This window comes from Caballeronia sp. J97 (genome assembly GCF_905220305.1).
GTDB lineage: Bacteria > Pseudomonadota > Gammaproteobacteria > Burkholderiales > Burkholderiaceae > Caballeronia.
Genome location: NZ_CAJMZL010000045.1, coordinates 13,842 through 38,868, shown reverse-complemented (window position 1 = coordinate 38,868; position 25,027 = coordinate 13,842). Strand labels below are relative to the sequence as shown.

The window sequence follows — 25,027 nt, the reverse complement described above, 5'->3', positions numbered from 1 at the left end:
GCCGCACGTTGAGAACGGCGCTCAGAAGCGATGCCGCAAGCCGACCGTCGCCTCGACCTGATTGCTCGTCGACGAAGGCGCCGTGAGGCCGTTGATCCATGCGACGCCCAGCGGCGAGTTGCTGCTGGCGCTCACGCCTTGCCATACGCCCTGGACGTAGACATCGGTGCGTCGCGATAAACTATAGCCGGCCATCGCGCTGACCTGATTCCAGTGCGGGTTGCCCGAGCCGGCAAGGCCGCTCGCGCGCGAATACGTGTACGCGGCGGATAGTTCGACGGCAGGCGTCAACGCATAACGCACGTTGCCTTCGAAGTTCTGGACATGCGTGCTCAAGCCGGTCTGAAACAACTCCGTCAGATTGGTCTGCGTATAGACGAGACCGGCAACCGCCGGGCCGAACGCATAGTTTACGCCCGCGCCCCACGTTTGCTGACGGCTCGACAGCGCGCCCAGCGGAACGGCCGTATTCGTGAGCACGCCCTGCAGCGACGAGCCGGTCGTATCGGTGACGGCGCCATTGGTGTTGAGCTGTCCCGGCGTCGCAGCGTCGCTGTTGAGCTGCAGGAACCCCGCCCCGAAATTGAGCGGACCCCAAATGTACGAAATGCCGAAGCTATACGCACGATTGTTCGAAAAGCCGCCGGCCTGATTCGAAAACCCATATAAAGCACCGAGCTTGAATCCCGCGAAATCGGGGCTCTGATATTTCACGGCGTTATTGATCTGGAACGAATCGTTGAGGTTATCGATATCGAACGGATGCGCGAAGTGCGTCCCGCCATATTGCGTTCCCGTCAATGAAAGCGGAGCGACGAAATCGACCATGTCGTCGGTCTGCCGGCCGAAGGTGAGCACGCCGTAATCGCGGCTCGACAAGCCCACATACGCCTGACGATTGAAGATGCGGTTGCTGGACGTGTACTGCCCGTCGTTCAGGTTGAAGCCGCTCTCTAAATTGAAGATGGCTTTCAATCCTCCGCCCAGATCTTCAGCGCCGCGCAAACCCCATCGGCTGTACTGGACAGGGCCGCTTTTCAACTCCCAGTTGCTGTGCCCGCTGCCAGTCGAATTGATCTGACTATTCGAGTAGGTTATGCCCGCATCGATGAGGCCGTAGAGCGTCACGCTACTTTGTGCGTGCGCCGCGCCCGCGAGCGTGAACATCGTGGTCGCGCTGGAAATCAGCAACTTGTTCATTTGCCTGGGCTCCATCGATGTCGGGGAAAGACACGGCGTGCTCCACCCACATTATGCGACTGAATCGACCACCGGCAACCGCGAAATGTCGCGCAGGCCACGCAGCGTGGCACGCCCTCAGAAATCGTGGCGCACGGAGAATGTCATGCCCTTTTCGTGCTCGTGATTCACGCCGAGTTGCGGGTTGGCATAGAAATGCCAGTCGTCGACGTCGCTGCCGATGTCGTCGCGCGGTCGCACCGGGCCGGGCACCGAATTGGGCGATGGCGGCAACGGATAGGCCCGCGCGAGTTGGCTCAGATCGGGATGAACGCTCCTGTCGTATTTCGACAGCGTGACGGCATCGAGCGCGTCCATGGTGCTTTTGAAGATATATCGCGGATGACGGGCGGCGGACGGATGGGTGCTCGCGGTCGAGACAATCGCCGGAGCCGGAAAGAACAGCACATTCGCCGCCACTCGCTGAACGGGGATCACGCGAGTTTGCTCACTGGCTGATGCGAAGCTGCCGACAAGAAAAGCCGCGATGCCGGCGAGCCAATATCTTCGGATATGGCGTGTCATCGAATCTCTGCAAGACGCTTCGGTCGAATCAATCTGAGCGTTGTTAAATCATTTTAATTCATTTGACGGCGTCTTTCCGGGGAATGATGTACAGCGAAGAAATAGTGCATCGCGAATCGCACCGAGGAATTGTTCAGGGAATCGAAACGAGCCCTTTTATTCGCTCAACGCGTTTCACAACTCTTCTCACAGCATCTATCTTGAAGAGCGTCGGGAATTTGTCGACGCACTCTCAGGAGATCGCATGATGCTCGCGCGTCAGCTTCGACTCATTGCTTTGTCCACTGCAATACTCGTCTGTGCCGCACCGAACGCCTCTTTCGCAACGGAACAGGCCCAGCAACGCCGGGCGGCACGCGACGTCCGACAGGACACGCGTCAGCACGCCCGCCATACCAAACAGGATTGCCGCGCCGCGAACCAGCAGTCCAATTCGCATTGCCGTCAGGACAAGCGCGAAACGAAACAGCATGGGCGACAGGCAGCGCGCAACATCAAGTACTGATTCTGCAGGACAGCACCTTTTGTCCATTGCATTTCCGCAATTGCCGATGAACCTTTACTGAAAGGAGACTTCTTGATGAGCAAGCACTCCAGGAATGGCGCGTCGCATTCTTCCGCACTTGGGGACGAAGAACTACGCCTCGTCGATGCATGGTGGCGCGCGTGCAATTATCTTTCGGCAGGCATGATCTTTCTCGCCGAGAATCCGCTTCTGCGCGAGCCGCTCAGATCCGAGCACGTGAAACACCGCCTGCTCGGGCATTGGGGCGCGAGCCCCGCTTTGTCGTTCGTGTGGGCGCATCTGAACCGCGTGATCAAGCGCGATGATCTCGACGTGATCTTCATGGCCGGGCCCGGTCACGGCGCGCCCGGCGTGCTCGGCCCCACGTATCTCGAAGGCACGTATTCGGAGGTGTATCCGGACAAGACCGAAGATGTCGAGGGCATGCAGAAGTTCTTCAAGCAGTTCTCTTTTCCCGGTCATATCGGCTCGCATGTGACACCCGAAACCCCGGGCTCCATTCATGAAGGCGGCGAGCTCGGCTATAGCCTGTCGCACGCCTATGGCGCGGCGCTCGACAATCCTGATCTGATCGTCGCGTGCGTCGTCGGCGACGGCGAAGCGGAAACCGGCCCGCTCGCGACCGCGTGGCATTCGAACAAGTTCATCAATCCCGCGCGCGACGGCGCGGTGCTGCCGATCCTGAATCTCAACGGCTACAAGATCGCCAATCCGACGATTCTCGCGCGCATCAGCCACGACGAACTGGAGGCCCTGTTCGTCGGCTATGGCTATCGGCCTTATTTCGTCGAGGGATCGGATCATGCCGAGATGCATCGGAAGATGGCGGAAACGTTCGATGCCGCCGTCGCCGAGATCCGCGCGATCCGCGACAAGGCGCGCAGCGGCAAGGACGTCGAGCGGCCGCGCTGGCCGATGATCGTATTGCGCACGCCGAAGGGCTGGACCGGTCCGAAGGAGATCAACGGCCATAAGGTCGAAGGCTCGTGGCGCGCGCATCAGGTTCCGTTCTCCGATGTCCATTCCAACCCCGCGAATCTCGCGGTGCTCGAACGCTGGATGCAGAGCTACAAGCCCGAAGAGCTTTTCGACGAAGCCGGTCGCCTGCGTGAAGAGATCAGGGCGACCGCCCCGACCGGCACGAGGCGCATGAGCGCGAATCCGCACGCGAACGGCGGCGTGCTGCGCAAGGAATTGAAGCTGCCCGACTTCCGCGACTATGCCGTCGATGTCGGGCAGGCCGGCAAGATCCAGCATGAGAACACGCGTCCGCTCGGCGCCTTTCTGCGCGATGTCATGCGTTGCAACATGGACCGGTTCCGCGTGTTCGGTCCCGACGAAACGGCATCGAATCGCCTTCAGGCAATCTACGAAGTCAGCAAGAAAGTCTGGATGGCCGACTTCCTTCCTGAAGACGAGGACGGCGGCGAACTGTCCCGCGACGGCCGCGTGATGGAAATGCTCTCCGAGCACACGCTGCTCGGCTGGCTCGAAGGCTATCTGCTTTCGGGGCGACACGGCTTCTTCCATACCTATGAAGCTTTCGCGCATGTGATCGACTCGATGTTCAACCAGCATGCGAAATGGCTGGACATCTGCAAGAACCACGTGCCGTGGCGCGCGTCGGTTTCGTCGGAAACGATTCTGCTTTCTTCCACCGTGTGGCGGCAGGATCACAACGGCTTCTCGCATCAGGACCCGGGCTTCATCGATCTCGTCACGAACAAGAGCCCATCGGTCACGCGCGTGTATCTGCCGCCCGATGCCAATACGCTGCTCGTCGTGGCCGATCAGTGCCTGCGTTCGAGCGATTGCATCAACATCATCGTCGCGGACAAGCAGAAGCATTTGCAGTTCGCGACCATCGACGAAGCGATCGTGCATTGCGCGAAAGGCATGGGTGTGTGGCGGCGCGCGAGCACCGATGAAGGCGAAGAGCCCGATGTCGTCCTCGCCTGTTGCGGCGATGTCGCGACGCAGGAAGCGCTGGCCGCCGCCGCGATACTGCGCGAACGGCTGCCCGAATTGAAGCTGCGCTTCGTGAACGTGGTCGATCTCTTCAAGATGCAACCCAACACCGAACATCCGCACGGATCGAGCATACGCAATTTCGAAAGCCTGTTCACGCTGGACAAGCCCGTGATCTTCAACTTTCACGGTTATCCGTGGCTGATCCACAGGCTCGCTTATCGCTTCCGCAATCACGAGAATCTGCACGTGCGCGGCTATAAGGAGAAGGGCAACATCAACACGCCGCTCGAACTGGCGATACTCAATCAGGTCGATCGTTTCAATCTCGTGATCGATGTCCTCGATCGCGTGCCGCGATTGCAGGGGAGGACCGCGCATTTAAGGGAAGACATGAAGAACACGATCATTCGCCACCTCGACTACGCGCATACGCACGGCACCGATAAGCCGGAAATCGCCGAATGGGTATGGCCGTTCTGATTCAGGGCGATTCCTTGAGCACGCGAAGATCCGGCTGCACGGCGCCGTCCGCTGCATGCCGGGTCTGCGCCTGCGCGCGCTCTTCGCGTTCCTTCGACGCGTGAATCTGCATCTGCGGCAACAGCATCTCGATGCCGGCTTCATCCATCTTGAGCTTGAGCCGCGCGTTGAACGCACGCGCCACGCTCCATTGCTGCAGCGGTCTCGTCTTGATCTGTCCTTTCACGACGATGCAGTTCGCCTCGAAGCGCTCCAGCCCCAAGACTTCGACCGGCCCGAGTATCTCGTTGCGAAAGCGATAGTCATCGATCATGTCGGCGCCCACTTCCATGATCATGCGCGTGATGTCGTCGAGCTTCACCGAGAACGGCACGCGGACTTCGAACAGCGCATTCGCGAAATCGCGCGACAGGTTCTTCACGATCTTGATCTGCGAGAACGGAATGGTATGAACCGCGCCTTGCCCGTCGCGCAGGCGGACCGTGCGTATCGTGAGGTCCATCACGGTGCCGGCATGTCCGCCGTCGATATCGATCCAGTCGCCGACCGAGATCGTCTCTTCGACGATGATGAAGAGCCCCGTGATCAGATCGGTGACGAGCGACTTCGCGCCGAAGCCGACCGCGAGACCGATCACGCCCGCGCCCGCGAGCAGCGGCGTCAGATTGATGCCGAGACTCGCGCAGGCGACGATGGCCGCGAGGCTCGCGACCGTCACGAAGATCCCGTTGCGCACCAGCGGCAGCATCGTGCGGGCGCGCACGCCGGGACTGAGCGTCTTGTTGCGCGAACTGTTCGGACCGAGCGCTTCGAGAATGACGGTGTCGAGGACAATCCAGATGAACCACGCGCCGAACACCGTCGCGACGACTGCGATCAGCGTGTGCCTGAAGCCCGGCGTCATCGCGCTGTGCTTGATGAGCCGCGCGATCGGTCCGCTCCATAGCTCCAGCTCGAAGCGCAGATAGGCAAGCCATATCAGCAGCACGAGCAGCGTGCATCCGAAACGCAGCAGCCGCGCCAGATGCGGCGCCCGGCGCCGCGCGCGGGCGTCGCGCCGGCGCGTGAGATGCAGCAGCATCGCGGAGGCGAACAGCGTGAGCACGAGCAGCGCCGCGCTCAGCACGGACGGCCGCAGCACGTCGCCCTCCGCGCCGCGGCCGTCGACGATCGCGACCACGGCCGCCACCGCGATCAGCAGTATCGGGATATGCCATAGCGAGGCGAGGATATCGAGCGCTTCCGTCGCGAACTGATGATCGCGCCTGCGCGCATACGGGCGATTGCGGATCAGATGCGTGACGGGCCTTCGGAAAGCGAGCGCGAAATAACCGGAGAGCAGCGCCGCGGCAAGACTGGCGAAGGTCGACACGACGCCCGCGAGATTGGGTCCGAGCTGTCGCATGACCTCGGCGTTGGTGGTCGCATCGCCGAGCGCGCCGCATGCGCCGATCGCAAAGAGCGGCCAGAGCGTGTGCGCGAGCAGTTGCTGCACGGCGACGCGGCGATGCGCCGTGCTGAACACCGAGAACACGATCATGCAGATCGCCGAAAAAATGGAGCCCGCGACGATCGCATAGGCGATCACGAGCCCGAGAGTGCGGCCGAGCGCATCGGGCATCGCGCGCACGAAGAGCAGCACCGCGAAGAATGCGACGACCCACGGCCCGGTCTGACGCAACGCGAAGAAAAGCAGTTGAACCGAGGTCGGATTCGGCGCGAGCGCGACGTCACGGCCATAGCGCGCGAAGATGCGACGCTGGACGCGAATCAGCAGGTATGCGCACAGCCCCCATCCCGCGAGCGTTGCGCCCACCCCGGCGACGATCCTGCCGAACGGCTCGCCTTTCGCGCCCGTGACGACAGCCTGCAACTCGCCCGCGGCCGCACTGCCGCGCGCGCTCCATAAACGTAAGGGTGTGAGCCCGTCGCTCAGATTCGTTTCGACCGATGCGATGCTCGATGCGATCGCGCCGAGCAGATCGGCATTGGCAGGCGCGGACGCAGGCGTGGGCGGCGCGGCATTCTGCGTCGCGTCGCGAAGGGCTTTCAGTTGCGCGACGAGCGCGCTGCGCTGCGCATCGTTGTCGAGCGTGCCGATCAGCGTGTTCAGCGAACGCACCATGTCGGCCTGACTCGCGGGCGAAGGCGCGGATGCGGGGCTCGCGGCGGAAGCCGGCTGCGGCAAGACGAATTTCTGCATCGGACCGGGCAGCGGCGCGGCCGTCGCGCAAAGTGCGCATGCCGCCCATCCGATCAGCACCCCGAGCGCGATCATCCATGCGCGAGCGTGAGTCAGGACGTGCCCCGCTTCGATGCGCCGCATGGGAGATTCCCTCCAGGATGTCATCCCCGTTTCGCGAGATCGCGAGCGAATTCGAAACACTGCAAACGCGGCCTCTACGGCTCTCGCGCCAAGATTAGCGTATCGAATTCATGCGTGCCATCGGCAATGCAATCTCCGGGGCGACGCAAACCGCAACGCCGCTTTATTCGGCGGCGCCGCTCAGCACGACACGCCGGAAAAACTGTGCGAGCACGTCCTCGGCGAATTGCGCCGGCACCGATTGCGGGTCGGACGAATAGAAGAACTGCACGCCGTCGCACAACGCGATGAGGCCGAGCGCCATCTGCTCCGGCGGCATCGTGAGCGGCGTGCCGACACGCTCGGAGAACGCCCTGATGTAATCGGTGGTGGTCTGACGCAGCTCGCGCATCAGCGCATTGAAGCTCTCGCGGAATTTCGCGTCGCGGCTCGCGTGCAGCTTCGCTTCGACCCACAGCAGAAAGCATGCGTTGTTCTGGTAGCACTCGCTGTAGTACTGCAGCACGCGCGCTTCCATGTCGGCGCGCGACGCCTCGCCGTCCTCGAAGAGCGTGGAAAGTCGCGCCATGATGGAGTCGTGATCGCGCTTGAGCACTTCGAGCAGCAGTTCGGCCTTGCTCGAGAAATTCGAATAAAACGCGCCGCGCGTATAGCCCGCGTCGGCGGCCACATCTTCGACGCTCGACGCGCCGAATCCTTTGGTGATGAAGACCGCTTGCGCAGCGTCGAGAAGACGCTGGCGCGTCTGGTCACGACTCTGCTCGCGGGTGAGACGTACTGGTTTCATGCGCAAAGTGTAGCATCGCCGGGCTTACAAATCCGTCTTTGCATTCAGATACAACTATGTATTAGAATTCATTTCGTATCTGTGTCCGGGCCATCGAAACCCTTGCCGGACGGGGCATTCAGGCCGACTCGATCTTTCGCCCCGCTCACGCTCGTTTCTCGAAATCGCTCGCCGGACGACCCTTTTCCCCTGCTCCGCCCATGTGCCGCGCGTCGCTCGTGCGCGACGCGCGGCACCATGCCCTTGCGGGCGCCGAGGTTCCTGTGAAGCGCTTCCATTCACCTGCGTCGGTCGTGACACGCGCGGCATTCGTTCCGATCATCTGCGTGGCGCTCGTCGCTTGCAAGCGGCACGAGGCCCCTGCGCCCGCGCCGCGTCCGGTGGTCGCCGTCGCCGCACAAGCCGACGGACACGCGAACGCATCCAGCCTGCCCGGGCAAGTTCAATCGCGCTATTCGACCCCGCTCTCCTTTCGCATCAACGGCAAGATTCTCGAGCGCCGCGCGCGCCTCGGCGACAGCGTGAAGACCGGGCAAATCGTCGCCCGGCTCGATCCTGCCGATGCCGAGAAGAACAGCGCAAGCGCCCGCGCGCAGCTCGATGCCGCCGAGCATCAGCTCGTCTATGCAAAGCAGCAGCTCGATCGCGATCGCGCGCAGGCCGCGGAAAACCTCATCGCGCCCGCGCAGCTCGAACAGACGCAGAACGCGTACGCGTCGGCGCTGGCGCAGCGCAATCAGGCGCAGCAGCAAGCCGGGCTTTCCGCCGATCAACTTCGCTACGCGACGCTCACCGCCGATCACGGGGGCGTCATCACCGCCGAGCAGGCCGATACCGGCCAGAACGTCACGGCGGGGCAGGCCGTCTACACGCTCGCATGGAGCGGCGATATCGATGTGATCTGCGACGTGCCCGAAGCCGCGCTCGGCGCATTCGCCGTCGGGCGCGAAGCGAGCGTGAAGCTCGCGGCATTGCCGGCGCGGACCTTCAAGGCGCGCGTGCGCGAGCTCTCGCCCGCCGCCGATACGCAAAGCCGCACCTGGCGCGCGAAGCTCACGCTCGAAGCGCCGACGCCCGACGTGCGCCTCGGCATGACTGCGGATGTCGCGTTCGCCGCGTCCGATGGCGCGAAGGGCGCGTTCACGATTCCGTCGACGGCGCTCTTTCACGACAACGGCCATCCCGCCGTGTGGATCGTCAAGCAACCGGGCGACGCGCTCGAACTGCGTCGCGTCGATGTCGCGCGCTATGGCGAGCGCACCGTGACGCTCTCGGGCGGCATCGAAGCGGGCGAGCGCATCGTGTGGCAGGGCGTGCATACGGTGTCCGCGGGCGAGAAGGTGCGTGTGGTGGCGCCGCTGCGTCCCGAGGACTTCGCGTCATGAGCGACATTCGCGAAGACGACGACGCGCATCGCCACGAAGAAGGCCGCTTCAATCTCTCGGCGTGGGCGCTTCGGCATCGCGCGCTCGTCGTGTTTCTCATCGCGATGGCGACGATCTTCGGCATCCTCTCGTACACGCGGCTCGCGCAGTCCGAAGATCCGCCGTTCACGTTCCGTGTGATGGTCATCCGCACCTTCTGGCCGGGCGCGACCGCACGTCAGGTGCAGGAAGAAGTGACCGACCGCATCGCGCGCAAGCTGCAGGAAACGCCTTACACGGATTTCATGCGCAGCTATTCGCGCCCGGGCGAGTCGCTCATCTTCTTTCAGATGAAGGACTCCGCACCCGCGAAGGACGTGCCCGAGGAGTGGTATCAGATCCGCAAGAAAGTGGGCGATATCGCCGCGACCTTGCCGCCCGGCGTGCAAGGCCCCTTCTTCAACGATGAATTCGGCGACGTCTATACGAACATCTACGCGCTCGAAGGCGACGGCTTCCCGCCCGCGCAACTGCGCGATTACGCCGATGCGTTGCGCACGGTCCTGTTGCGGGTGCCGGGCGTCGCGAAGGTCGATTACTTCGGCGATCAGGAAGAGCGCATCTACGTGGAGATTCCCAATACCACGCTCACGCGCCTGAATATCTCGCCGCAGCAGATCGCGCAGGCTATCGACGGCCAGAACGCCGTTTCGAGCGCGGGCGTTCTGACCACGCCCGAGGACCGCGTGTTCGTGCGCCCGAGCGGTCAATTCAGGAGCGTGGACGCGCTCGCCGATACGCTCATCAACGTGAACGGCCGCTCGTTCCGGCTCGGCGATATCGCCACGATCAGGCGCGGCTATATCGATCCGCCCGCCACGCAGATGCGTTCGGCGGGCACGCCCGTGCTCGGCATCGGCATCACGATGCAGCCGGGCGAAGACGTCGTGCGTCTGGGCAAATCGCTCGATCAGGAAATGATCAGGCTGCGCGCGCAACTGCCCGCGGGCCTGAAGCTCACCGAAGTCTCCAGCATGCCGAATGCGGTCTCGCATTCCGTCGACGACTTTCTCGAAGCGGTCGCCGAAGCGGTCTTCATCGTGCTGATCGTGAGTCTCGTGTCGCTCGGCGTGCGCACGGGCATGGTCGTCGTGATCTCGATTCCGATCGTGCTCGCGGTCACCGCGCTCTTCATGTATCTGTTCGATATCGGCCTGCACAAGGTGTCGCTCGGCACGCTGATTCTCGCGCTCGGCCTGCTCGTCGACGATGCGATCATCGCCGTCGAGATGATGGCCGTGAAGCTCGAACAAGGCTGGAGCCGCGCGCGCGCCGCCGCGTTCGCGTACACGAGCACCGCGTTCCCGATGCTGACCGGCACGCTCGTCACCGTCGCGGGCTTTCTGCCGATCGCGCTCGCAAAATCCAGCACCGGCGAGTACACGCGCTCGATCTTCGAGGTATCGGCGATCGCGCTGATCGCTTCATGGCTCGCGGCGGTCGTGCTGATTCCGTTGCTCGGCTACAAGCTGCTTCCGGAGCGCAAGAAGGAAGCGCATCTGCCCGACGATCACGCACACGACGCCACGAGGGAAGTTTCCTTGGGGGACATCTACGACACGAAGTTCTACGGACGCCTGCGCCGCTGGGTCGGCTGGTGCGTGAAGCGGCGCTTCGTCGTGCTCGCGATCACGGTCGCGCTCTTCGTCATCGCGATGGCCGGCTTCGCGCTCGTGCCGCAGCAGTTCTTTCCGAGCTCGGACCGGCCCGAGCTGCTGATCGACGTGCGGCTTCAGGAAGGCGCGTCGTTCGAGGCGACCTTGCGCGAAGCGAAGCGGCTCGAAGAGGCGTTGAAGGGCCGCGATGAAATCGATCATGTCGTGAGCTTCGTCGGCACCGGCGCGCCGCGCTTCTACCTGCCGCTCGACCAGCAATTGCCGACGCCGAACTTCGCGCAGTTCGTCGTCACCGCGAAGTCGGTCGAAGCGCGCGAGCAACTCGCGCGCTGGCTCGAGCCGATGTTGCGCGAACGGTTTCCCGCCGTGCGCACGCGCCTGTCGCGCCTGGAGAACGGTCCGCCGGTCGGCTATCCGGTGCAGTTCCGCGTGAGCGGCGACGATATCGGCACGGTGCGTCGCATCGCGGAGCAGGTCGCCGCCGACATGCGCGCCGATGCACGCACGACCAACGTGCAGTTCGACTGGGACGAGCCTTCGGAGCGCTCGGTGCGCTTCGAAATCGATCAGCAGAAAGCGCGCGATGCGGGTGTCTCGTCGCAGGACGTAGCGAGCTTTCTCGCGATGACGCTCACCGGCACCACCGTCACGCAGTATCGCGAGCGCGACAAGCTGATCAGCGTCGATTTGCGTGCGCCGCGCGCCGAGCGTGTCGATCCGTCGCGGCTCGCCACGCTCGCGATGCCGACGCCGCACGGGCCCGTGCCGTTGGGCGCGCTGGGCCGCGTCGTCGACACGCTCGAATACGGCGTGGTCTGGGAACGCGACCGTCAGCCGACCATCACCGTGCAATCGGACGTGAAGGGCGACGCGCAAGGCATCGACGTGACGCACGCGATCGACAAGAAGCTCGACGAGATTCGCCGCGCGCTGCCCGTGGGCTACCGCGTCGAAGTGGGTGGATCGGTGGAGGAAAGCGGCAAGGGCCAGGCGTCGATCAACGCGCAGATTCCGGTCATGGTGATCGTCGTGCTGACGCTCCTGATGATCCAGTTGCAAAGCCTTTCGCGCGTGATGATGGTCGTGCTCACGGCGCCGCTCGGCCTGATCGGCGTGGTCGTGACGCTGCTCGCATTCGGCAAGCCGTTCGGCTTCGTCGCGATGCTCGGCGTCATCGCTATGTTCGGCATCATCATGCGCAACTCGGTGATTCTCGTCGATCAGATCGAGCAGGACATCGCTTCGGGCCACAAGCGGTTCGATGCGATCATCGGCGCGACGGTGCGGCGTTTCCGGCCGATCACGCTGACGGCCGCCGCCGCCGTGCTCGCGCTGATTCCGCTCCTGCGCAGCAACTTCTTCGGGCCGATGGCGACCGCGCTGATGGGCGGCATCACGAGCGCGACCGTGCTCACCCTCTTCTATCTGCCCGCGCTCTACGCGGCGTGGTTTCGCGTGAAGCTCGACGAACGCGAAGGAGCATCGTCATGAAGCGCACCTGCGCGATGATTCTCGGATGCGCGATGCTCGGCGCATGCGCGCTCGGCCCCGACGGCAAGCCGCCCGCGATGCCGCAGCCGGCGCACTACGGCGCAGCGCCGCAGACCGAAGCGAGCGTCACGGCCGAAGGCGCATCGCAACGCTTCGTCACGGGCGCGGCGTCCGTGCCCGAATGGTGGAAGCTGTATCGCTCGGATGCGTTGAACGCGCTCGTCGACGAAGGCTTGCGCGCGAGCCCGAATCTCGCGGCGGCGGACAAGAGTCTCGTCGCCGCGCGCGAACAGTTGCGCGCGCAAGTCGGCTCGTCGCTGTTGCCGCAGATCGACGCAGGCGGCCAAGCGACACGGCAACGCGGCTTCGGCATTCCCGAGGCCGGCCCGCCGACCGTGCTCTACAACCTCTTCGTCGGGCAGATTCAGGCGCAATACACATTCGATCTCTTCGGCGCGGCGCGCTACGCGAATGCAGCGCTTGCCGCGCAGGTCGATCAACAGGCGTTTCAGCTCGACGCCGCGCGCCGCGCGCTCGCGGCGAACATCGTGACGGGCGCGATCGGCGCGGCCGCGTTGCATGCGCAGATCGACGTGACCGAGCGTCTCGTCGCGCTGGCCAACGACGATGCATACGATGCCCGACGCCGCTATGCGCTCGGCTCCGCATCGCGCGCCGACATGCTCGACGCGCAGCAGCACGCGGCCTCGCTCGCAACGCAACTGCCGGGCTTGCGCGCGCAATGGCTCGCGACGCGTCATGCGCTCGCCGTCCTGCTCGGACGCACACCCGATCTCGCGCCCGACGATCTCGATCTCGCGAGCCTCGCCGTGCCGTCCGATGTGCCCGTCGTCCTGCCTTCGGAGTTGCTGCGAACGCGCCCCGACATCCAGGCCGCCGATGCCGCATTGAAGGCGTCGGCCGCACAGGTCGGCGTCGCCACCGCGCAGTTGTTTCCGAGCCTGTCGATATCCGCATCGATGGGCAAAGGCGGCTTCGACTGGCCGACGGCGCTCTCGGGCGCGGGCGCGTTGTGGAGCGTGGGCGCATCGCTGTCGCAGCCGCTCTTTCATGGCGGCGCGCTGCTCGCGCAACGCCGCGCGGCCATCGCCACATACGATGCCGCCGTCGCGCAATACAAGCAGACCGTGCTCGCCGCGTTTCAGAACGTGGCGAACACGCTGGCGTCCCTCGAAACCGATAGCGAAGCACTCGCCTTCGCCGACAGCGCGAGCCGCGCGGCGCGCGATGCATCGGCGGATGCGGCGGCGCGCGTGCGTCTCGGTGCGATCCCGCCGCGCGCCGCGCGCGGCAGCGAGCAGCAGTACCTCAACGCGCGTCTTTCCACGATCCGCGCGAGCAGCGCGCGCCTGAGCGACACCGCCGCGCTCTTTCAGGCGATGGGCTCGCCGGTCGCGGCGGGCGCGAAGGTCGCGCAGACGCGGGACGATCGCTGACACGTCGCGCGGCGGCGTGAGCGGATCGCCCGCATGCGCGACTCGTCGCGCTGTCAGTTCTTGTCGGCCACGACCTGATCGAACGTTCCGCCATCGGCGAAATGCGCCTGCTGCGCCTTCTGCCAGCTTCCGAACATCTGCTCGACGGTGAACGTCTTCAGCGGCCTGAATTCGCTCGCATGTTTCGCGAGCACGTCCGCATTGCGCGGACGCAGATGATGCCGCGCGATGATCTCCTGCGCGCCCGGCGTGTACAGGAAGTCGAGATACGCCTGTGCTTCCTTGCGCGTGCCGCGCTTGTCCACGACCTTGTCCACGATCGACACCGGCGGCTCCGCCAGCAGGCTCACCGACGGATACACGGCCTCGAAATCCTTCGCGCCCGGACCCGCGCTCATCAAGCCGACTTCGTTTTCGAACGTGACGAGCACATCGCCGATGCCGCGCTGCGTGAACGTCGTCGTCGCGCCTCGCCCGCCTGCATCGAGCACGGGCACGTTCCTGAAGACGGCTTTCTCGAAGTCCCGCGCCTGCGTGTCGGATGCGCCCTGCTGCTTCTTGTAGCCCCAGGCCGCGAGATAGGCATAGCGCCCGTTGCCGGATGTCTTCGGATTCGCGATCACCACCTGCACGCCGGGCCGCGCGAGATCGCTCCAGTCCCTGATGTTCTTCGGGTTGCCCTTGTGGACGAGGAAGACCATCGTCGTCGTGTAGGGCGCGCTCGCATCCGGAAGACGAGTGCGCCAGTTCGCAGGCACGAGCTGGCCGCGCTCGGCGAGCAGGTCGATATCGTTGGGCTGATTCATCGTCACGACGTCCGCCTGCAGGCCTTGCGTCACCGACAGCGCCTGCGCGCTCGATGCGCCGTGCGACTGCCGCACCGATACCGTCTCGCCCGTATTCTTCTTGTAGTCCGCGACGAAGGCCACGTCGATATCCTTGTACAGCTCGCGCGTCACGTCGTAGGACACGTTGAGCAGCGTCGTGTCCGCATGCGCCATGCTTGCCGCGATGCCGAGCGCAACGGCAACGATCAGTTTCTTGTGTACCGCCATTTTTTCTCCAGTGACAAGGGTTCGAACCGCACAACAAACAAAGGCCGCCCGAGGGCGGCCATGCACGCATCGCGCGTTTTCAGACAGCAGGATCAACCATACGCGCGCTGCGCCTCCTCTTCGTAGTCGGGCGACACGCGGCGCGCCAGCGTCTCGACGAAATGCTTCGCGAGCGGCCACGGCCCGAATCCCGCCGCGGTATTGATATGCCCGGCATCGCCGAGATTCACGAACGCGCTGTTCCAGCGCTGCGCGAGCGTGCGCGCGTCGTCGAGCGGCATCCACGGATCGGTCTCGCTGCCGACGACGAGCGAAAGCGTATCGAGTCGACGCGCGCTGAACGCACCCGCGAAACGGAACTTCGCGGGGCTCGCGGGCGCGACGAACAACACGCCCTTGACATTCGCGGTATGCGTCAGCGCATGCGCCGTGGCGAGACATCCGAAGCTATGCGCCGCGATGACGACCGGCCCGTCGACGCTCGCGAGCACATCACGAACGGCATCGCTCCAGATCGCGAGATTCGGCGTATTCCAGTCGCGTTGCTCGACGCGCCGCGCACCGGGCGTCTCATCTTCCAGCCAGCTTTGCCAATGCGCGTCCTCGCTGCCGTACAGGCCGGGCACGGTCACGAGCGTGACCGTCGGCAAAGAGGACAAACCTGATGTTTCCGCGTGCCGCGCGCTGCGTTCTTTCATCTTCGATCCTCGCTCGACTCGAACTAGCCAGTCTGCATTCTCGGGCAGCGCGCCCGCGCGGCTAACCAATATTTCGTCATTTGTTTATGGCGATGAGGACGAGGCTCGCCGCTATAATCGCAGCCTGAAGCGCCCGCCTCCTTGTCTTCCCGTTCTCATGCCGACCCGCCGCCCAACCGTCTCGCTCGATTCACCCGTGCCGCTCTACACGCAAATCAAGGACGTGTTGCGCGCCGGCATTCTCGATGGCCGCTATCCGCCGATGAGCCGCGTGCCCTCGGAAAGCGAGCTGATGGCGATGTTCGATGTGAGCCGCATCACGATCCGTCAGGCGCTCGGCGACCTGCAAAAGGAAGGGCTGATCTTCAAGGTTCACGGCAAAGGTTCGTTCGTGTCGCAACCGAAGGCGTTTCAGAACGTGACCGCCTTGCAGGGTTTCGCGGAGGCGATGTCGGAAAGCGGGCACGAGATCATCAACCGCGTCGTGCAAATGCGCGTCGTGGCCGCGCCTTCGGAGGTCGCGGCGCAACTCGCGCTGGCCGAAGGCAGCAGCGTCATCGAGATTCATCGCGTGCGCCTGCTCAATCGCTCACCCGTTTCGTACGAAGTGACGTTTCTGCCCGAGGCCATCGGAAAGCGCCTGAAGCGCGCGGAGCTCGCATCGCGCGATATCTTCCCGATGCTCGAAAACGACTGCGCCGTGCCGCTCGGTCATGCCGATCTCGCGATCGACGCGATTGCCGCCGCGCCGGATATCGCCGACGCGCTCGATGTGAAGAAAGGCGCGCCGCTCCTGCGCATCGAACGCCTCACGCACGATGCCGAGGGCAAGCCCATCGACTTCGAATACCTCTATTTTCGCGGCGATACGTTCCAGTATCGCCTGCGCATCGATCGCGAGCGCGCCGCGCCCGGTACTTCTCGCGTTATTCGAAGCAGGCAGAAGCAAAGCAAAAACAATTGATTCCCACGCGGTTCACGCGCTTCTAGAATCTGGTCCTGACTTGTCATAACAAGCGGCGAATCCAGATCATGCAGACCCACGAACTCGAATACGACATCGTCGTCGTTGGCGGCGGCACGGCGGGCCCGATGGCCGCCATCAAGGCGAAACAGCGCGATCCGAACCTGCGCGTGCTGCTCATCGACAAGGCGCACGTGAAGCGCAGCGGCGCAATCTCGATGGGCATGGACGGCCTGAACAACGCCATCATCCCGGGGCACGCGACGCCCGAGCAGTACACGAAGGAAATCACCGTGGCGAATGACGGCATCGTCAATCAGGCCACGATTCATGCGTATGCGCGCCACAGCTTCCGCACGATCGAGGAACTCGATCGCTGGGGCGTGAAGTTCGAGAAGGATCACACCGGCGACTACGCGGTGCGCAAGGTGCATCACATGGGCGCGTATGTGCTGCCGATGCCCGAAGGCCACGACGTGAAGAAAGTCCTGTACCGGCAACTGAAACGCGCGCGCGTGGAGATCACGAATCGCATCGTCGCGACGCGCCTGTTGAATGGGCCGCACGGCGAGATTGCGGGCGTGATGGGCTTCGATTGCCGCAGCGCCGACTTTCATGTGATCCGCGCCAAGGCGGTGATTCTCTGCTGCGGCGCGGCCGGCCGGCTGGGCTTGCCCGCGTCGGGATATCTGATGGGCACCTACGAGAATCCGACCAACGCCGGCGACGGATACGCGATGGCGTATCACGCGGGCGCGGAGCTCGCGAATCTCGAATGCTTTCAGATCAACCCGCTCATCAAGGACTACAACGGGCCGGCGTGCGCCTACGTGACGGGGCCGCTCGGTGGATATACGGCCAACGGCAAGGGCGAGCGCTTCATCGAATGCGATTACTGGAGCGGGCAAATGATGTGGGAGTTCTATCAGGAACTCCAGAGCGGCAACGGCCCGGTGTTTCTCAAGCTCGATCATCTCGCGGAGGAAACGATCCAGACCATCGAAACGATCCTGCACACCAACGAGCGCCCGAGCCGTGGACGCTTTCATGCGCGGCGCGGCAACGACTATCGCGCGCGCATGATCGAAATGCACATCTCGGAGATCGGCTTGTGCAGCGGACACAGCGCATCGGGCGTATGGGTCGACGAGCGCGCGCGCACTTCGGTGCCGGGCTTGTATGCGGCGGGCGACATGGCCGCCGTGCCGCACAACTACATGCTCGGCGCGTTCACGTATGGCTGGTTCGCGGGCGAAGATGCGGCCGCGCATGTCGCGGGCCGCGCGCTGCCCGCGCTCGATGCGTCGCAGATCGAGCACGAGCGTCGGCGCATCTTCGCGCCGCTGTCGCGCGAGCACGGCCTGCCGCCCGCGCAAGTCGAATACAAGTTGCGCCGCTTCGTGAACGACTATCTTCAGCCGCCGAAAGTCACGCGACGCATGGAAATAGGCCTGCAACGCTTCGCGGAGATTCGTGAAGATGTCGAGCGACTCGGCGCTTCAGATCCGCACGAACTGATGCGCGCGGCCGAAGTCGCCGCGATTCTCGATTGCGCCGAAATGGCCGCGCGCGCGTCGCTGTATCGCACGGAAAGCCGCTGGGGTCTTTATCACCATCGCGTCGATTATCCCGAGCGCAACGATGCCGAATGGTTCTGCCATGCGCATCTGAAGAAGGACGCATCGGGACGCATGACGTCGTTCAAAAAACCCGTGGAGCCGTATGTGGTTCCTGTCGACGAGTCGGAGCGCGGCGCGTATTCGCGTCTGCGTGTGGCTCGCACGTCGCAGCCGGTCGCTGCATAGGAGAGAAAGAACATGGCCCTCGTGCCCCGCGAAGCGCGTCTGCGCTCGTCCCTTCCCGTCATGATCGACGAAGACAAGTGCATCGCCGACAAGGGCTGCACCGTCTGCATCGACGTCTGTCCGATGGATCTGCTCGCGATCGATCCCGACACCGGCAAGGCGTTCATGAAGTTCGACGAATGCTGGTACTGCATGCCCTGCGAACGCGATTGCCCGACCAATGCCGTGCATGTCGACATTCCGTATCTTCTTCGATGACGAGCCCGCGCATCGACAATTCACACCCGGTATTCTCATGACGCGTACCCATCCACTTCTCGATGCCGTCGCCGACGACGCCCTCGCCGCACGCTTCATCGATGACGACGCCGCCGTGCGCCGCCTCGCCGTGATCGAAGCGGCCGATCTCGAAGACGAAGCGTGGCTGCCCGCGCTCGCCGATGCATTGCGTCACGACACCGATGCCGGCGTGCGCCGCACGGCCGCACAGCGTCTCTGCGCATGGGACACGGCCGACGCCGTCGATGCGCTGTGCGCCGCGCTCGGCGATGCCGACGCCGGCACCCGCGAGGCCGCCGCGGAGAGTCTCGCCGCGTTGAAAGATCCCGTTGCGGGCGAGCGCCTGCTGCCGTATCTCGCCGATGCCGACACGTTCACGCGCGCGGCGCTGCTGCGCGCGTTGCGTGAATTGCGCTTGCCTCGCGCGACCGGGCCCGCGCTCGCGGCACTGTCGGATGCATCGTCGATCGTGAGGCGCGAGGCGATCGGCGTTCTGGGCTGGCTGCGTCATGCGAACGCGTTGCCGCAATTGATGCAGCTCGCACGCACCGATGCATCGCCGGACGTGCGTCACGCCGCCGTCGGCGCGCTCGGCTTCGCCGCGGACGACAGCGTGCGCGAAACGTTGATGCACGCGCTATCGGATGAAGCGTGGCGCGTGCGTGAGGAAGCCGCCGCGACGCTCGGCAAGCTGCGTCTCGTCGCGTCGCGCGGTGCGCTCGAACGCGCGCTCGCCGACGACTACTGGCAAGTCACGCTGCAGGCTGCGCGCGCGCTCGGGCGTCTGCGCGATGTCGCGAGCACGCACGCCGTCTCGGCGTTGTTGACGTTTCCGGTCAGTAACGTGCGCAAGGAGGCCGCGCTCGCGCTCGGTGAGTTCGGCAATGCCGATGCGCTCGCCGTTCTCGAAGCCGCGCTCGGTGACGGCGATCCGGAGGTGCGCAAGGCCGTGCGTATCGCGATTGCGCAGATCGGCGAGCGACACGCGACGGATGCGGCCCGCACTCATATTCAAAGCTGAAAGACAGACGCCACGTGATCGATGAACGCACGGACCACGGGCGGCAGTCCGCGGCGGGTCGTGAACACGATGTGGACGATTCCACTTTCGGTTTTCCACGCCGGAAAGACATGAACGAGCGCGCCGCTTGCCACCTGCTCGCGGCATGCGTGATCGGGCAGCAACGCGACGCCGAGTCCCGCCATCGCCGCATCGCGCAATGAGACATAGTCCACGCATGTCATGCGCGGCTCGCTCCGGACCGTATGGGATGCATCGCCGGGTCCGGTGAATGCCCACTCGATCTCGCCCATCTGATCCGTGGTCGCCAGAGTCGGCAATGCGGACAGCGCGGCAATGTCGCCGCTCATGCAAAGCGACGCGACCTCGGGCGCAGCCACCAGGATGCGGCTCGAATGCCCCAAGGTGCGCACGATCAGCGACGCATCGGTATCGAGCCTGGCGCGCACGCGGATGGCGATGTCGATGCGCTCTTCGATCAGATCGACCGGGCGATCCACCGCGACGACCTGCAGGCGCGCCTTCGGAAAGCGCGCGAGGAACGTGCTGTACGCCTTCGAAAGCACGGGCATCAGCCCGAGCGGACAACTGCACCGGATCACCCCGTGCGGCTCGCCCAGCGCCTCGGAGACCACCGCGTCGGCCTGCTGGACGTCGAGCATGATCGTCCTGCAGCGCTCGTGGAAGGCTTGCCCGACCTCGGTCACCCGAAAGCGGCGCGTCGAGCGCTCGATCAGACGCACGCCGAGCCGCGCCTCGAGCCCGGCGATGCGGCGGCTGATCGTCGACTTCGGCGTGCGCAGCGCGCGGCTCGCCGCAGCGAAGCCGCCGTGCCCGACCACCTCCGCAAACAGAACGTAATCGTTGATGTCCGCCATGCTCATTGACCCATTTTTGGAACAATCAAACCCGGTTTTGCAGTCTACCGCGTCGATTGTCTCATTGGCATCATGCTTTCAACGCGATGCAGCGTGCGTCGCAAAACCAACGGAGCGCTGAAATGACTGACAAATTCGAAAACAAGGTGGTGGTCGTCACGGGCGGCACGAGCGGAATCGGCTATGCGACGGCGGCGCGCTTCGCCGCGCTCGGCGCGTCGGTGTTCATCACCGGTAGGCGGCAGAAGGAGCTGGACGAGGCGGTCGAGTCGATGAAAGGGCGCGTCACGGGCATCCGGGCGGACATGTCGAAACTCGCGGACATCGACCGGCTCTATGACGCCGTCCAGCAGAAGCACTCGCACATCGACGTGCTGTTCGCCAATGCTGGCGGCGGCTCCATGCTGCCGCTGGGCGCCATCACCGAAGAGCACTACGAAGACACGTTCGGACGCAACGTAAAAGGCGTGATCTTCACGGTTCAGAAAGCCATCCCGCTCCTGCGCGATGGCGCGTCCGTGATCCTGACGGGCTCCACGGCGGGCAGTACCGGCACCGCCGCATTCAGCGTCTACAGCGCCTCCAAGGCCGCCGTGCGCAATCTCGCGCGTAGCTGGACGCTGGACCTGAAGGGCCGCGGCATTCGCGTGAACGTCGTCAGCCCGGGGCCGGTGAAAACGCCGGGCCTGGTTGGGCTCGCAGGCCCGGATCAGGCGCAGCAGCAGGCCCTGCTCGACTATATGGCGACGAACGTGCCGATCGGACGGGTAGCCGATCCGGATGAAGTCGCAAAGGTCGTGCTGTTTCTCGGGTCCGACGAATCCAGCTTCGTCGCCGGGGCTGAATTCTTTGTCGACGGCGGCGTGGCCCAGGTGTGGAGTTAAGCAATAAGTGTCGTGCCGAGGCAACCAATTAATGGCGTTTTTCGAGCATCAGCGCGGGGGGCAAGCCCCATTTCTGAGGGCTGTATAGGCAATAGCTGTCGCTGCGGCATGCGCATACATTGAAGACGGAGCATTTGTCCCCAATCATTACAATATGGATTAAAACGTTTGAACGACGCCGCGTTCTATGCCAGCGTTTCGCTCGCGAGCGAGCGCGCAACTCTGCCGTTCAGTCGCCCGTAGCATCCGTTTCGGCAAGCCTTCACAACGGCGTCGCGCGGGCACCGACCGCGGCCCATGGCATCCGATGCGCCCGTTGACCCAGACCGCGCAAGGACGCTCCACGTGCACGGCAGGTCGACAAAATTCGGGCGATTCCCTGAGGTTGCACACCGGATCGAAGTCGCTAACCACGGCGAAAACGTCACGCACTCGGTCACATCAGCGGGCTATATTAACCGCGGGTCAGGGCATCGTCGGGCTCCGCGTGCTGCTCTGCGACAAGCAGAACAGAATAATCGCCTCCCCGACAACCACGTCATATGCATATCTAACGAAAAATACGTCAAATAGATTTATGTCAAATATGCGACGACCTGACGATTAAGGCGCCGATCTCTCTTCCCGGTCCGGCATCCTACGATAGCAACTTTTTAGACATCGCCTGAAGAGAGGCGCGATATATCACGTTACTGTAGCTGCCCGCATAATCCAAGATACCACAGCAGCAATTCGCGATGGCTGCCGATGGCGAGCCGTTCGTACAGGCGCTTCCGGTATGTATTGACCGTCTCGGTACCAATCCCAAGGTCGGACGCAATGCCGGCCGTCGACACACCATAAAGATACCGGGCGCACACCTGCACTTCCCGCGCAGTCAGCGAGTACGCTGCCGCCAAAACTCGTTGCTCTATCGCTGGCAATTCAGTTAGCAGGCCCGCCAGACGGCGCGCGCGCATCGCGATGTCGCAATGCTTGGCGACAATCGAGAGGATCGTCGCTGAATGTACCGCCAGTTTGTCTACCTGACGCTTTTCAAATGGACCATGCTGTTCGGAACGCGTGATACTCAAGACGAGCGGATTTCCCTCGAAATGCGTGCACATCAATACGCGGTCCCGGATGTTCAACTGGTCATAGAGTGTTTGACGCAATCGTCCCGATGTCGATAGCTTGATATCCGTCTTCAGCATCGGGAAGCACGTTGCGTTCTCTGTATCGAGTGCACTGATCCCATCGTCGACTTCCCAGCATCTATTTCCAAGGTAGACATCGCGGATGTGCTCTACTCGATGCGTGCCTTCGCAATCGACCGATGCAAACTCCACCGGCCGTGTTTCAAAGAGACGAAAGATGAACGCGAATTCCGCGCCACACATCTCACGCAATCCCCATGCGAAGCGCTCGGGAAACACAGCGGTACCGATCGCGTTGATCATGTCATCGAGCGGACCATGCCGCTCCGCCACCGCACTGGTCAATCCAGCCTCCGTCGCCAACAGCGTTGATCGATAACGTTGGTCCTCGTGATGCAGGAGCCGCCTACCTACCGATCAAATGTTAGGCATTCGGACGCGGAGTTCCAAGTTGGTATTTACCTGTAGACATGCAACGCCATCGTCAATGCACTCACCGCGCCATTCGCAGACGCCGCGTTGCCGCTTCGTCGATCCGCAGACCTTCGGGATCATTGCGCGGATCGCCAGTCACCACCACGCGATAATCGCGCGCCGCACTCGCGATACTGACGTATTCATCGCGCACGTCGGCCAGCACTTTCGCGGGATCGCGGCTGCACGGATCGCCCCAGCCTCCGCCACCGTTCGTGATGTAACGCGACACAGCCCCGGGTTCCGTCTTCCACACGGGTCGGCTTGCGTAGTAATGGTAGTGACCACCGTGCGGGTCGAGCACCTTCGACTCCATATTTAACACGCCCGCAACGGGCGTGCTGGCGGAGTAGACCTCCTCACCCGTGCCGAGCAGTGTGTCGGGGCGACCAGTTCTCACCCCTGCTGGCGGGAAAAACCATACTCCCCCGCAAGGTCCGGCGTGGCCGCCATTCGCGCCCACGCCGCTCGGCTCGCGTGTACGGAACGGCGAGCTATGGTGATCGGCCGACGTGAGCCAGAGCGTGTCCTTGAGGTTGGCCGCACCGCCCCGATGCTTACCCGCCCCGCCCGTGTCAATCGCATGCTCCTTGCGCAGCAGCACCACGGGTGCGTCAGCCTCAATGGACTCGGTGGCCGGATCGAGGTTGTTCAGCGTGAGCAGCACGGTGTAGCTATCGCCGTCGCCTTCCTTCGTCGCGCCCCACGGTCCGTGCTCGCCGCCGCATTGACACACGTTGGCCCATGGCGTGCCTGCAAGCGTGACGCCGTAAGCGTTGTGCGTGCTCGTCGATCCGTAATCGCCTGCAACGGCGTTTTCGCCGAGGACGGGATTGAGTGCCTTCAGAATCGCGGCGACGAGTGCGCCGCTACTCTCCCAGAACATCATGATCGCCCCCTCGGGCGGAAGGGATGTGAGCAAGGTTCCGGCCGGCGCGACGAGGTCGATATCGCGCCATGTCCCGGATGTGAACGGCGCCTCGGGATCGAGCAGGATCGTCAGCGCGACGCCGAGCGCGGTCTTTGCATCAAGAATTCCGCAGTTGATCGACGAACGCGCCTGCGCCGAGGTGCCCGAAAGGTCAGCCTCGATCCGGTGGCCACGTTTGCGCAGCGTAATGTTCACTCGATAGTCGAGGCTGTCATCCACGCCATCGGCATCAATCAGCGCAGAACCTGTGTAATCGCCGTCGGGCACTCGCTCGATTGCACGGCGCATGCGCTCGGCCGAAACGTCGCACGCATACGATAGGCTGCCGAAGAACGCCTGCAGCCCGTAACGCGCGATGTTCTCCCGCACCAACCGTTCGCCCAGTTCCAGTTGATGCGCGATACTGTAGAAGTCCGGCAGTAGCAAGCCGCCAAAGCGCGAGTTATCGAAGATCAGGCTGAAAGTGGAGCGCACGGGCTCGCCCTTCGACCACAGCAACATCGGCGGAATGACGAGGCCGTTTTCGTAGACGTTGCGTTTGGTCGCGGAGAAGCCACCCGGCACGATGCCGCCGATGTCCAGTTGATGTGCGCGAATGTTCACGAACGACACCAGCCGGCCGTCGGCGAAGACCGGCCGGATGAAGCACACGTCGTTGACATGCGTGCCGACCCGATACGGGTCGTTGCAGATCAGAATATCGCCCGGCGCGAGGTTCTCGGGGCCGTATTCCTGCACTGCGTTGCGCACTGCATCGCCCATCGTGCCGAGGAACACGATCAGACTGTTGCTCACCACCGGCATCGGGTAATCCATATCCGGGGGCCCGCTGATGGTGCAGGCAAAGTCATACCAGTCGCGAATGATCGGCGAAAACGCCTCGCGCATGAAGCCGGTCGACATATGCTCCACCACATAGCGCAGCCGGTTGATCAGCACGGAGGCGGTAAAGCGCTCGCATGCGTAGCGTTCGAAGAACTGCGTGTCTGACAGATCGCGAATCGGCACATGAGAGTCGGACGCACGCGGCATAGCGGGGAAATCGTTCAAGCGATTCATG

General features: G+C 63.6%; 19 protein-coding genes. 10 read left to right on the top strand and 9 right to left on the bottom strand.

Going from position 1 to position 25,027, the window contains the following annotated elements; all coding sequences use genetic code 11:
- Nucleotides 1-21 precede the first annotated feature (21 nt).
- Together U4Y90_RS33335 and U4Y90_RS33330 are read right to left on the bottom strand one after the other, a co-directional pair.
- Entirely contained in the window at nucleotides 22-1,200 is a 1,179-nt protein-coding gene (locus tag U4Y90_RS33335) for a porin (protein ID WP_321801118.1), read from the bottom strand.
- A gap of 117 nt (nucleotides 1,201-1,317) precedes the next feature.
- The gene (locus U4Y90_RS33330) at nucleotides 1,318-1,677 is read right to left on the bottom strand and encodes a hypothetical protein (protein WP_321801117.1); all 360 of its coding nucleotides are present in this window, start codon (nucleotides 1,675-1,677) and stop codon (nucleotides 1,318-1,320) included.
- 331 nt (nucleotides 1,678-2,008) lie between these two features.
- Between U4Y90_RS33330 and U4Y90_RS33325 the strand changes: the two genes are divergently transcribed.
- Nucleotides 2,009-2,269 carry a hypothetical protein gene (locus tag U4Y90_RS33325; RefSeq protein ID WP_321801116.1) on the top strand — a complete coding sequence of 87 codons (261 nt, stop codon included), beginning with the start codon at nucleotides 2,009-2,011 and terminating at the stop codon, nucleotides 2,267-2,269.
- Between the two features lie 75 nt (nucleotides 2,270-2,344).
- Nucleotides 2,345-4,741 (top strand): phosphoketolase family protein, encoded by a 2,397-nt coding sequence (locus U4Y90_RS33320; protein ID WP_321801115.1) that lies wholly within the window; start codon nucleotides 2,345-2,347, stop codon nucleotides 4,739-4,741.
- Nucleotide 4,742: 1 nt separating this feature from the next.
- Here U4Y90_RS33320 and U4Y90_RS33315 read toward each other — a convergent pair whose 3' ends face one another.
- Complete coding sequence (locus tag U4Y90_RS33315; protein WP_415749441.1) at nucleotides 4,743-7,019, bottom strand: mechanosensitive ion channel family protein; 2,277 nt, start codon at nucleotides 7,017-7,019, stop codon at nucleotides 4,743-4,745.
- Nucleotides 7,020-7,230: 211 nt separating this feature from the next.
- Nucleotides 7,231-7,854, bottom strand: a complete 624-nt coding sequence (locus U4Y90_RS33310; RefSeq protein ID WP_321801113.1) for a TetR/AcrR family transcriptional regulator — start codon at nucleotides 7,852-7,854, stop codon at nucleotides 7,231-7,233.
- A gap of 263 nt (nucleotides 7,855-8,117) precedes the next feature.
- Here U4Y90_RS33310 and U4Y90_RS33305 point away from each other — a divergent pair, with 263 nt between their 5' ends.
- Genes U4Y90_RS33305 through U4Y90_RS33295 form a run of 3 tightly spaced genes read left to right on the top strand, consistent with a single transcriptional unit; the run spans nucleotide 8,118 to nucleotide 13,842 of the window.
- Nucleotides 8,118-9,239 carry an efflux RND transporter periplasmic adaptor subunit gene (locus U4Y90_RS33305; protein WP_321801112.1) on the top strand — a complete coding sequence of 374 codons (1,122 nt, stop codon included), beginning with the start codon at nucleotides 8,118-8,120 and terminating at the stop codon, nucleotides 9,237-9,239.
- The gene (locus U4Y90_RS33300) at nucleotides 9,236-12,385 is read left to right on the top strand and encodes an efflux RND transporter permease subunit (RefSeq protein ID WP_321801111.1); all 3,150 of its coding nucleotides are present in this window, start codon (nucleotides 9,236-9,238) and stop codon (nucleotides 12,383-12,385) included. The genes U4Y90_RS33305 and U4Y90_RS33300 overlap by 4 nt, the downstream gene beginning before the upstream one ends.
- On the top strand, nucleotides 12,382-13,842 hold the full coding sequence (locus tag U4Y90_RS33295; RefSeq protein ID WP_321801110.1) for an efflux transporter outer membrane subunit: 1,461 nt from the start codon (nucleotides 12,382-12,384) through the stop codon (nucleotides 13,840-13,842). Before U4Y90_RS33300 ends, U4Y90_RS33295 begins: the two co-directional genes overlap by 4 nt.
- 53 nt (nucleotides 13,843-13,895) lie before the next feature.
- Here the strand turns inward: U4Y90_RS33295 and U4Y90_RS33290 are convergent, their stop codons facing one another.
- Both U4Y90_RS33290 and U4Y90_RS33285 read right to left on the bottom strand, forming a co-directional pair.
- Complete coding sequence (locus U4Y90_RS33290; protein ID WP_321801108.1) at nucleotides 13,896-14,897, bottom strand: sulfate ABC transporter substrate-binding protein; 1,002 nt, start codon at nucleotides 14,895-14,897, stop codon at nucleotides 13,896-13,898.
- A 92-nt stretch (nucleotides 14,898-14,989) separates the two neighbouring features.
- The gene (locus tag U4Y90_RS33285) at nucleotides 14,990-15,595 is read right to left on the bottom strand and encodes an alpha/beta hydrolase (protein ID WP_321801107.1); all 606 of its coding nucleotides are present in this window, start codon (nucleotides 15,593-15,595) and stop codon (nucleotides 14,990-14,992) included.
- Nucleotides 15,596-15,752: 157 nt separating this feature from the next.
- On the opposite strand from U4Y90_RS33285, the gene U4Y90_RS33280 reads away from it, so the two are divergent.
- The 4 genes from U4Y90_RS33280 to U4Y90_RS33265 all read left to right on the top strand — a co-directional run bounded on the left by U4Y90_RS33280 (nucleotide 15,753) and on the right by U4Y90_RS33265 (nucleotide 19,664).
- Complete coding sequence (locus tag U4Y90_RS33280) at nucleotides 15,753-16,559, top strand: GntR family transcriptional regulator (RefSeq protein ID WP_321801106.1); 807 nt, start codon at nucleotides 15,753-15,755, stop codon at nucleotides 16,557-16,559.
- A 68-nt stretch (nucleotides 16,560-16,627) separates the two neighbouring features.
- Nucleotides 16,628-18,364 carry a fumarate reductase/succinate dehydrogenase flavoprotein subunit gene (locus U4Y90_RS33275; RefSeq protein WP_321801104.1) on the top strand — a complete coding sequence of 579 codons (1,737 nt, stop codon included), beginning with the start codon at nucleotides 16,628-16,630 and terminating at the stop codon, nucleotides 18,362-18,364.
- Nucleotides 18,365-18,376: 12 nt separating this feature from the next.
- On the top strand, nucleotides 18,377-18,622 hold the full coding sequence (locus U4Y90_RS33270; protein ID WP_061148611.1) for a ferredoxin family protein: 246 nt from the start codon (nucleotides 18,377-18,379) through the stop codon (nucleotides 18,620-18,622).
- A gap of 37 nt (nucleotides 18,623-18,659) precedes the next feature.
- Nucleotides 18,660-19,664: a HEAT repeat domain-containing protein gene (locus U4Y90_RS33265; RefSeq protein WP_321801103.1), complete on the top strand. Its 1,005-nt coding sequence runs from the start codon at nucleotides 18,660-18,662 to the stop codon at nucleotides 19,662-19,664.
- On the opposite strand, the gene U4Y90_RS33260 is transcribed toward U4Y90_RS33265, so the two are convergent.
- A complete protein-coding gene (locus U4Y90_RS33260) occupies nucleotides 19,655-20,542 on the bottom strand; it encodes a LysR substrate-binding domain-containing protein (protein ID WP_321801101.1) in 888 nt (295 codons plus the stop codon). The genes U4Y90_RS33265 and U4Y90_RS33260 overlap by 10 nt on opposite strands.
- Nucleotides 20,543-20,664: 122 nt before the next feature.
- Here U4Y90_RS33260 and U4Y90_RS33255 point away from each other — a divergent pair, with 122 nt between their 5' ends.
- A complete protein-coding gene (locus tag U4Y90_RS33255) occupies nucleotides 20,665-21,426 on the top strand; it encodes an SDR family NAD(P)-dependent oxidoreductase (RefSeq protein WP_321801099.1) in 762 nt (253 codons plus the stop codon).
- A gap of 689 nt (nucleotides 21,427-22,115) precedes the next feature.
- On the opposite strand, the gene U4Y90_RS33250 is transcribed toward U4Y90_RS33255, so the two are convergent.
- Both U4Y90_RS33250 and U4Y90_RS33245 read right to left on the bottom strand, forming a co-directional pair.
- Entirely contained in the window at nucleotides 22,116-22,907 is a 792-nt protein-coding gene (locus U4Y90_RS33250) for a helix-turn-helix transcriptional regulator (protein ID WP_321801097.1), read from the bottom strand.
- A 148-nt stretch (nucleotides 22,908-23,055) separates the two neighbouring features.
- Entirely contained in the window at nucleotides 23,056-25,026 is a 1,971-nt protein-coding gene (locus U4Y90_RS33245) for a hydantoinase B/oxoprolinase family protein (protein WP_321801096.1), read from the bottom strand.
- Between the last annotated feature and the right edge of the window lies 1 nt (nucleotide 25,027).